We start from the raw sequence: 6,000 nt of genomic DNA, 5'->3' as shown, positions 1-6,000 counted from the left end.
GCCCTCCCGCGCGGGTTGGCCCTCCTGGGCCGGGGCCCGGCCCCCCCCCCCCGCCCCCCCCCCCCCCCCCCGCCCCCCCCCCCCCCCCCCCCCCCCCCCCCCCCCCCGGGGCGGGGGGGGCGCCCCCCCGACTGCTCGGGGAGGCCCGGCGGGCCTCCCCGTCGTCGTGTCCGCCCGGCGCCGGGCGCCGGACGGACACGCTCAATGATCAGAACGCGTCCCTCACATCCGGTCGGGTGAGGGAACGCCGAGGAGCTCCAGGCCGGTGACCAGCGTGCGCAGCGTGACCGCGCACAGGGCCAGCCGGGACGCCCTGGTCTCCTCGTCGACGCCCTCCTTGAGCACCGGGCAGGCCTCGTAGAAGGCCGTGTAGCGGGTGGCGAGGCCGTAGAGGTACTCCGCCACCAGGTGCGGCGCCGCCGCCGCGCCCGCCTCCTCCAGCGTGATGCCGAAGTCCAGCAGGTGCAGCGCCAGGTTCCGCTCCTCCTCGGTCCCGATCACGATCGGGCCCGTGGCCGACTCCGGCGTCAGCCCGGCCTTGCGCAGGACGGACTTCATCCGGACGCCGGCGTACTGCACGAAGCCGGCGGACCTGCCGGTGAACGCGATCATCCGTTCGAGGTCGAACGGATACTTGCTGCTCCGCGCCACCAGCAGGTCGGCGAACTTCACCGCGCCCAAGGCGACGTCGCGGATGATCGCGGCACGGGTCGCGGCGTCGAACCGCTCGCCGCGACCGCTCTCGTCGAACTTCGCCGCGGCCCGCTCGTACGCGCCGTCCAGCAGTGCGGACAGCGGGACCGCGTCGCCGGACCGGCTCTTCAGCTTGCCGCCGGTCGCGGGGTCGGTCACCATGCCGATCTTGGCGTGTTCGAGCACGGTACCCCTGAGCAGGAAGTCCGCCTTCTCCGCGACGGCGAACAGCAGCTCGAAGTGCTCCGTCTGCTCATCGCCCACCACGTAGACCACCCGGTCGGCGCGCAGGACGGCGACCCGGTAGACGATCGTGGCGAGATCGGTGGTGGTGTAGTTGTACCCGCCATCGCTCTTGCGGACGATGACCGCCTTGTCCTCGCCGTCCCCGCCCTTGAAGTCCGGCAGGAAGACGCACAGGGCGCCCTCGCTGGGCACCGCGAGGCGGCGCTGCTCCAGCTCGTCGACGATCTCGGGGAGGAGCCCGTTGTAGAAGCTCTCCCCCTTGGCGTCGTCGGCGGTCAGCCTGACGCCGAGCCGCTCGTACAACGCGTTGTAGGAACGCAAGGAGACGTCCACGAGGAGCTGCCAGTACCGCAGCGTCTCGTCGTCGCCCCGCTGGAGGGCGACGAGCCGCCGCCGCGACCGTCCGGCGAACTCCTCGTCCGACACGAACTTCGCGTTGGCCGCCTTGTAGAAGGCGCCCGTGTCGCTCACGAACGCGTCGAGCCCGGCATCGGTGCCCCCCTCGAAGTCGAGGAGGTGCTCGATGAGCATGCCGAACGGCGTGCCCCAGTCACCGATGTGGTTGTCCCGGATCACCTCGTGCCCCAGGAACTCCAGGATGCGGGCGACGGCGTCGCCCACGATCGTCGTCCGCAGGTGGCCGACGTGCATCACCTTCGCGACGTTGGGCGAGGAGTACTCCACCACGATCCGCTCCGGCCTCAGGGCCGACAGCACCCGCAGGCGCTCGTCGGCCGAGATCCGCCGGAGCTGTGCCGTGATCCACTCGTCGCTCAGCGTCAGGTTGATGAAGCCGGGCCCGCTGATCCGGACCTCGGACACGACGTCACCGACGTCGAGATGGTCCACGATCTCCTGCGCCACGACCCGGGAGTCGAGGTTCAGGTTCTTGGCCAGCATCAGGGCGACGTTGGCCTGCAGATCGGCCTGCTTGCCCTGCCGGATGACGGGGTCCGTCCTCCAGTGCTCCTGCCCGAAGGCGGCGGCGATCGCGTCCTTGAACTTCCTGGTGAGCACGTCCACCGGCGACGGGCCGGTGATGTTCAACCTGTCTTGGTCGGGCATCATCGCGTGTCTCTCCTGTTCTTGTTTGTCGGTTTGCGGGTCGATCCCGCAACGGTGACCGTCCGCGTCCGCCGGGCCGCGTCAACCCGGCGCCCGCCGCTCCCTACGACTTGATGGACGGACGTCCGGCGATCAGATCGCTCAGCCGGTCCCCGAGGCGCTGGACGGGGAGGCGGTACCGGCGCTCCCTCGTCCGCGCCCGCCGCTCCTTGCGGGACCCCTCCGCGTAGCGGCGCCGGGCCCACGGCGAGTCCGGCCGGGCCAACCGGATCGCGCCGACGATCGCGACGAGCCCGATGAACAGGCCGATGACGCCCGTCCAGACCTTGCCCTTGAGGAGGGCGATCACCGCGACGCACAGGTTGAACAGCAGGACGCCCGCGACGCCCCACACCCCGTCCCCGGCGGCGTCGTCCACGCCGAGGGGCCGCAGGCCCAGCAGCATCAGCCCGCAGAGCGCGATCATGATGAAGACGACCTCGACCGACAGCCGGCCCTGCTCGCTCCAGTAGACGTCCTGGAGGTGCAGGACCAGGGCGAACTCGTCGAGGACGAGTGCGGTGCCCGCCCCGAACACCGCCGCGGCGGCGGCCGCCCACCCGGACGAGTCGTCCGTGAGGGCCAGTCCGCCCACGCCGCCGACGCACATGAGCACGAGCCCGAACACGACGTGGTGGATGTGCCGTCCGCCGGGCGTCACGTTCCCGGGCCACCACCGCACCTGCCGCCGGATCATCCGCACGCTGAACCGGATGAACAGGAACGCCGCGATGAAGGCCACGATGAAGCAGAACAACCGGAGCCGCCCGGCGTCCGCGATCTCCCGCGTGAACCACTCCCCCACCCCCGCCCCCTTCCCCGAGGCGGGCAAAGCCCACCTTTACCCGCCGGCCCCTTCCGCGGGGCGGGGGCGCAGGCCGAACCAGACGAGGCCCGCGCCGGCGAGCGTCACGGCCACGTCCACGCTGAGCGCGAGGCGGATGCCGGTCAGCTCCGCGCCGCGCGTCGCGGCGATCGAGGCGAGGATCGGGATGCCGACGGTGATGGCCACCTGCTGGGTCATCAGCGTCAGCCCGGTCGCCAGGCCCTGCTCCTCGTTCGGAAGCCCGGAGGTGCCGGTCACGGTGTACGCCACGATGGACGTCACGTGCCCGAAGAAGCCGATGAACAGCGCTGGGACCAGGATCAGGAGCGCCGTCCTGTCGGTGCCGAGGAGCACCAGCGGCAGGGTCGCCAGGCCCTGCACGGCCAGGCCGCAGGTCAGGACGGTCCGGCCGCCGAAGCGCCCGATGGCCCGTCCGGCGAGCACGCCGGCGCCGACGGACGCCAGGCCGGGGACGCCGAAGACCAGTCCGGTCGCCAGCGGCGAGAGGCCGAGGACGTTCTGCAGGTAGAGCGTCGTCAGGAAGATCATGGCGGGCTCCATGGCGAAGACCACCAGGCCCGCGGCGTTGCCCCACTTCACCGTGGGGCGGCGGAGGATGCGCACCGGGGCGAGCGGCGCGGGAGAGCGCAGTTCGATCACCCAGAAGGCGGCCAGCAGCACCACGCCGGCGACGGCGGCGGCGGCGTTCTGCTCGATGACCGCGTAGATGGCGGCCAGCAGGCCGCCCGTCACGGTCACCGCGCCGGGCAGGTCGAGCCGGAGCCGGGCGGGGCGGCTGCTCTCGCCGATCAGGGCGGGGGTGGCCAGCAGCACGGCCACGGCGACCGGGACGTTGATGAAGAAGGCCGCCCGCCAGCTCAGCAGGCTGACGAGGGCGCCGCCGACCAGGGCGCCGACGGTGAAGCCCGCGGAGAGCAGGGCGCCGTTGAGGCCGAGGACGCGCTCGCGCAGCGGGCCCTCGGCGAACGTGCTGGTGATCAGTGACAGCGCCGCGGGGGTCGCCATCGCGGTGGCGAACCCCTGGAGGGCCCGGGCGGTCAGGAGCGTCCCGGGGCCGGCCGCGAAGCCGCCGAGCAGGGAGGCCGCGGTCAGCAGCGCCATCCCGGCGAGGAACAGCCTGCGGCGGCCGAGCAGGTCCGCCAGCCGGCCGAACACCAGCGTGAAGCCCGCGGCGGGGAGCGCGTACGCGGCGGCGATCCAGGGCAGGCCGTCCACGCCGAGCCCGACGCCCTCGCCGACCATCGGGAGGGCGACGTTCAGAATGGAGAAGTCGACGGACAGCGTGAACCCGGCGCCGAGCAGGACGAGCAGGATCAGCCGTTGCCTGCGGTCGATGCGCGGGGGTCCGCCCGCCGCCCCGGGCGGGGCCGCCGCTGTGGGCGGGGTGGTTTCCGTGGGCGGGGTGGTTTCCGTGGGCATGGCGAAGCGCCCTTTCCGCAGGGGTTCCGGGGGCGCCGGACGATCAGGGCGTCGTCCGGCGTGAGGCGGCCGTGAGCGGCCGCCGGCTCGGCGGGGGGACGGGCGGGGCTAGCGGGCGTCGTGCTCCGCCGCTTCGGCGATGCGCTTGATGTTCGCCAGGCGGCGGTCCCAGTCGGCCGCCAGCGAGGCCATCCACCGCGCCGTCGCGTTCAGGGCCGCGGGCCGTACCGCGTACCGCACCTCGCGTCCGACCCGGCTGCTGGAGACCAGCTCGGCCGCGTCCAGGACGCCCAGGTGCTTGACCACCGCCTGCCGGGAGACCGGGAGCCGTTCGGCGAGGGTCGTGGCGGTGGCCTCGCCGTGTTCGGCGAGGAGGTCGAGCAGGCGGCGCCGCGTCGGATCGGCCAGCGCGTTGAGGACGCCGTCGACCGGCGCGGCGCCGCCGTCAGGACTGTCGGTCACGCGGCTTCGACGCGGGTCTTGAAGGCGTCCAGCACCTGCGGCCAGCCGCCCGTGTTGTCTTCCACGGCCCTGCGGCGCAGGTCCTCGGATCCGGCGAGCTCCGCGAACCCGCTCTCGACGACGCGCAGCCGCGTCTTGCCGCCCTCGGGGGTCAGCGTGAACTCCACGAGGGTGCTGTTGTCGTCGCGCAGTTCCTCCCCGGGGAAGGCGCTGACCCATCGGTAGGCGACATAGGTGGGCGGATCGACCTTCTCCACGCGCACGGGGAAGTCGCCGTGCGCGGCGTTCCTCACCACCATCGACTCGCCCTCCGCCGCCCCGCCGGGCGGGCCCGGAACGTCGGCCACCCAGAACCCGGGGTCGGCCACCAATGACCAGACCCTCTCCAAGGATGCCGCGATCAGGGTTTCGCGTTCAATTCGGTTCTCGCTCATCCGGCCGCTCCCATGTTCGTCATTCTTGCAACCTCAGGGTTGCACATGGGAGGTCAGATGCGCAACCTTACGGTTGCACGTTGAGGGAGGATCTTGTCTGGGCAGGTCAGGGGCGGGTGATGTCCGGTACGCGCAAAGCGCGGCGGCCGTCACAGGAAAGACCGGGAGCCCGCCCGGGGGTTCACTCGCGGGAACGCACCGCGAGAGGAGCCGTTCCCATGCCGGAGACCCCTGGTTCGGAGTTCTGGAAGAACCTCAGGCCGATCGAGAACTCGCAGAAGCCGGACGCGCTGCCGGAGGTGTACCTGCCGAAGGTCGCCACCGACGACGACCGGTACTACGTCCCGTTCACCGAGACGGTCGGGTCGCGGCCGCTGTGGATCAACGTGAAGGACAACACGTGGTCCAACATCCTGCGGTCCAAGGAGGCGGTCCTTCCGGTGGACGGAGGCCACCTGGCCGTATGACGCGGATCACGTCATAGGCTCCGTCGCGGGGACGCGCCCCGCGGCGGGAGGAGCGGATCATGCCGGCACCAGCACCGATGATCTCCGAGGCCAGCACCGTGGAGGTCGCCCCGCGCGACCGCATCGGGTTCTGGGAGGACTACAACCGCAGGGCGCTGGTCGGGCTGTCGTGCACCTCCTACTCGGAGCGGGGGCTGCTGGCCCGGCAGGCCAACTTCCGGCTCGGGACGGCCCGGGAGGGCGCACTGGTGGTGGCGCTGCGGGCCGTCCTGGAGAACCCGGAGGCGCGGTCGCGGGGGAACGTCCTCGACCTGCTGCGGATGATCGC

6 protein-coding genes are annotated in these 6,000 nt (G+C 72.2%); 1 reads left to right on the top strand and 5 read right to left on the bottom strand.

Annotated elements, in window-relative coordinates; all coding sequences use genetic code 11:
- Window positions 1-222: 222 nt before the first annotated feature.
- From argS to ABWI04_RS12580, 5 genes are all read right to left on the bottom strand, one after another.
- Window positions 223-2,007: an arginine--tRNA ligase gene (gene argS, locus ABWI04_RS12600; protein WP_353832480.1), complete on the bottom strand. Its 1,785-nt coding sequence runs from the start codon at window positions 2,005-2,007 to the stop codon at window positions 223-225.
- A gap of 100 nt (window positions 2,008-2,107) precedes the next feature.
- A complete protein-coding gene (locus ABWI04_RS12595) occupies window positions 2,108-2,848 on the bottom strand; it encodes a hypothetical protein (RefSeq protein ID WP_353832479.1) in 741 nt (246 codons plus the stop codon).
- Window positions 2,849-2,884: 36 nt separating this feature from the next.
- Entirely contained in the window at window positions 2,885-4,309 is a 1,425-nt protein-coding gene (locus ABWI04_RS12590; protein WP_345173233.1) for an MFS transporter, read from the bottom strand.
- A gap of 108 nt (window positions 4,310-4,417) precedes the next feature.
- Entirely contained in the window at window positions 4,418-4,771 is a 354-nt protein-coding gene (locus tag ABWI04_RS12585) for an ArsR/SmtB family transcription factor (protein WP_353832478.1), read from the bottom strand.
- Window positions 4,768-5,205 (bottom strand): SRPBCC domain-containing protein, encoded by a 438-nt coding sequence (locus ABWI04_RS12580; protein ID WP_345173231.1) that lies wholly within the window; start codon window positions 5,203-5,205, stop codon window positions 4,768-4,770. Before ABWI04_RS12580 ends, ABWI04_RS12585 begins: the two co-directional genes overlap by 4 nt.
- A 218-nt stretch (window positions 5,206-5,423) precedes the next feature.
- On the opposite strand from ABWI04_RS12580, the gene ABWI04_RS12575 reads away from it, so the two are divergent.
- Window positions 5,424-5,672, top strand: a complete 249-nt coding sequence (locus ABWI04_RS12575; RefSeq protein ID WP_353832477.1) for a hypothetical protein — start codon at window positions 5,424-5,426, stop codon at window positions 5,670-5,672.
- Window positions 5,673-6,000: the final 328 nt, after the last annotated feature.

This window comes from Actinomadura sp. NPDC000929 (assembly GCF_040492065.1).
In the GTDB taxonomy this organism is placed as follows: Bacteria; Actinomycetota; Actinomycetes; order Streptosporangiales; family Streptosporangiaceae; genus Spirillospora; species Spirillospora verrucosospora.
This window is presented reverse-complemented; position numbering and strand designations above follow the sequence as displayed.